The organism is Halorubrum sp. AJ67 (assembly GCF_000513435.1).
Genome location: NZ_CBVY010000002.1, coordinates 349,013 through 352,032 on the forward strand (window position 1 = coordinate 349,013; position 3,020 = coordinate 352,032).

The window sequence follows — 3,020 nt, forward strand, 5'->3', positions numbered from 1 at the left end:
AGCAGGTGCGGTTGAGGTATAAAAGCAGGGCGGCCTCCTCCAGCGGGTCGAACTCCCCCTCGTACGGGCGGCGGTTGAACCGCGCGCGCTGCTGGTAGTAGTAGCCGTCCACGTCCCGGCCGCGCGCGGTCTCGTCGGCGTACGGCAGGTCGGGGTCCGAGTCGCTCTCGGGGTCGTCGAACGCCGCGAGCCGGGCGATCAGCTCCTCGGGGCGGTCCCGGACCTGTTCGTAGAAGTTCACGAGCCGCGGGTTCGCGTCGTTGACCGTCGCGCGGGCGGGTTCCAGGTCGAAGAAGACGGCCCCGCCGCCGACGAACGGCTCGTGGTACCGGCCGAACGAGGCCGGGAACCGGGCATACAGCTCGTCGAGCAGCTGTCGCTTCCCGCCGGCCCACTTCAGGATCGGCTCGGCCATCGCTGTCGAGTGTCGCCCGCGGCCGGGGATAAACGTCTCGGGCCGCGTCCGCGACGGCGACTCCCGATCGAAGCGGAGACATCGGCGACCGCGGTCAGTCGTCGGAAGGCTCCGGCATCGGGAGGTCGTCGACGTGCTCGGCGGCCTCCTCGAAGTTCGGCCCGGGTTTGATGGTCCCCGCCTCGCGGTCCCACTCGATGTAGCCCGCCTCCTCTAAGGCCGGGAGGTGGGTCTCGCGGAGTTCGGCCGCGATCTCGTCGGCCCGCCCGCGAACGCGCAGATCCGCGACCGTCTCGACGGTGCCGTCCGCGAGACCGGCGACCACGCGCTTGCGCTCCGACGCCGCGACGACGACCGCTGGATCGGTAGTGGGAGTATCGAGTGTCATCGTGTGGCTATCCGTATCTGCGCGTGGTATCGGACCGAAATAAAAGCACCGCCGAACCCGGGACGGGTCCACGGTCGCCGACGAGCGGACGGAGCCGACGGCGCGGACCGCGAACGCCGCATTCGTCCGTCAAAAACTCCCGGCATCGGAGCCGATCGCGACCGCGGTTCGACGGAAGTCACAAAATTATGAGAAGTATAACAACATCTACCATGGTACGTCTTACACCCCATTAACAACCGTTTTAGAACCTCTGATTGGGAGAGGCGTGGTAGCATTTCTCAAAACCTATTTGAGAAGTGAAAGGTTTTAGTCGTCGGAGCGTGTACGGTGAGATATGTACCAAGGCTCTATCACCTCGGCGGAGCAGCACCGACCCGCCGGATCCGAATCGCCGCCCGCCGGACGCTCCCCGCTGGGGACGCTCGTGTACTTAGCGCTCGTCATCGTCCGTTCGTCGCGCTCGCGTACCCGGTCGCCACCGTCGCGCTGCTGACCGGCACCGTCGCGCTCGCCGTCCTCTCGCGGTCCGTCCTGCGGACCCTGCGACGGCGCAGCGGCCGCGTCCAGACGCTCACGCTCCCCGGACTGGGCACCGTCGAGTACCGCATTACGACGAACTGACCGCGCGACCGTCCGGCTCCCGTCGGGCCGTCGTCGAACCGATTTCGAGAAGATCCCTTTTCCGACCGCGACGCGGTCGCCCGCGTCGCAGTCGGTCGTTTTCAGATCCCGTACGCGACGCGTTCGCCGACGTCGAGTCCGTTCGCGAGTGCGGCGTGGAGGCGGCCCTCGCCCGCGACCCAGTCGCCGAGGAGGTACAGCCCCGCGTCCCGCGCCGAGTCGACCGGACCGCGGTCGACGCCGTCCTCGGGGAGCGCGTAGCGCCACCCCTGATGATCGGTCCACGCGGGGTCGGCGAGTCGCTCATCGCCGAGGATATCGGCGGTGTGCGCCGCCAGCGCGGCGACGTTCTCGGCCGGGTCGTCGTCGTAGTGCGTCGCCGACCACGCGCCGCCGGCCTGGACGACGAGCAGCGTCTCCCCGTCGGGGACGTGACCGGCCTTACATTCCTCGCGGGAGACCCACCCGACCGCGTGTTCCTTGTCGGTGTTGACGAGCGCGTAGTAGGGGACATCGAGCGCGAACGGGTAGTGTAACACCGCGGTCCAGACGCTGCCGTACTCGACCGCGCCGACCGCCTCGACGAGCGTCTCTCGGAGCGGGTCGTCCCACTCGGCCGTCCGGAGCAGGTCGGCGGTCTGCGGGGCCGGCGGATTCATGAGGAGGACGTCGAACGGGCCGTGCGTCTCCCCGTCGGCGTCGTCGAGTTCCCAGCGTCCGTCGTCGGTCGGGTTCGCGCCGTCGACTCGGCGGACCGTCTCGACGCGGGTCCGTCGGTGGACCGTCGCGTCGGTGCGGCCGAACAGCCGCTTGGCGATCTGCGTGAGCCCCCGCCGGTAGCTCCACTTGTGCTCGTCGGCGTCGCGGCCGGGCGACACCGTCCCGTCGACGTCGAAGGTGTACACCGGCTCGGTCGCGTCGACGAGCCCCTCGTCGTCAAGCGTCTCCGTGATCAGTTCGACGACGCGGTCGTCGTCGCTCTTCAGGTAGTTCGCCCCGTAGTCGTACGTGAGGTCGTCGTAGCGGCGGGTCGCCGCGCGCCCGCACAACCCCCCGGACTTCTCGACGACGGTCACGTCTGCGTCGGGCACGGTCCGATCGATGACGAACGCCGCCGCGGCCGCCCCGGCACCCGCGCCGACGATGCCTACGTCAGTCACACCGACCGTTGGGACCGTGACCACTTAACCGGTCGCGTGCGGCGGGGACGCCCGCCCAGGACGGATCGAAAGGAGGAGGCGCACCGAGTGAAGGAACGCGCCGAGAGGAATGGCCCCGGTCAGTGGTCGTCGGGACCGACGACGAGCACCGGTGCGTCGGCACCGCGCTGGAGCCGACCTGGGAGCGGGTTCGGGTGTATCAGGCGGTCGAGACCCGTGCGACGGGCCGAACCGACCACGATCAGGTCGGCGTCGTGCGCCGCCGCGAAGTCGATCACCTCCTCGTGGGTGGCACCGTAGCGGAACCACTTCGCCACGTCGACGCCCGCGGCCGCGCCCCGGGCCTCGACGGACTCGACGAGGTCTTCGCCGGTCCGCTCGCGCCGCTCGACGACCATGTCCCAGTCGGTCGCCGTGTCGACGACGTACAGCG

At 69.3% G+C, this 3,020-nt stretch carries 5 protein-coding genes; 1 reads left to right on the forward strand and 4 read right to left on the reverse strand.

Annotation, left to right across the window (positions count from 1 at the left end; translation table 11 throughout):
* Together BN903_RS03440 and BN903_RS03445 are read right to left on the reverse strand one after the other, a co-directional pair.
* On the reverse strand, positions 1-415 hold a 415-nt coding region (locus BN903_RS03440; protein WP_048076380.1), incomplete at its 3' end, for a DNA adenine methylase.
* A gap of 94 nt (positions 416-509) precedes the next feature.
* Positions 510-803 (reverse strand): hypothetical protein, encoded by a 294-nt coding sequence (locus BN903_RS03445; protein ID WP_048076381.1) that lies wholly within the window; start codon positions 801-803, stop codon positions 510-512.
* A gap of 330 nt (positions 804-1,133) precedes the next feature.
* Here BN903_RS03445 and BN903_RS03450 point away from each other — a divergent pair, with 330 nt between their 5' ends.
* A complete protein-coding gene (locus tag BN903_RS03450; RefSeq protein ID WP_228840999.1) occupies positions 1,134-1,427 on the forward strand; it encodes a hypothetical protein in 294 nt (97 codons plus the stop codon).
* 101 nt (positions 1,428-1,528) lie between these two features.
* On the opposite strand, the gene BN903_RS03455 is transcribed toward BN903_RS03450, so the two are convergent.
* Complete coding sequence (locus tag BN903_RS03455; RefSeq protein WP_048076382.1) at positions 1,529-2,587, reverse strand: NAD(P)/FAD-dependent oxidoreductase; 1,059 nt, start codon at positions 2,585-2,587, stop codon at positions 1,529-1,531.
* 119 nt (positions 2,588-2,706) lie between these two features.
* Positions 2,707-3,020, reverse strand: a 314-nt coding sequence (locus tag BN903_RS03460) for a universal stress protein (protein ID WP_048076383.1), incomplete at its 5' end; no start/stop codon positions are given.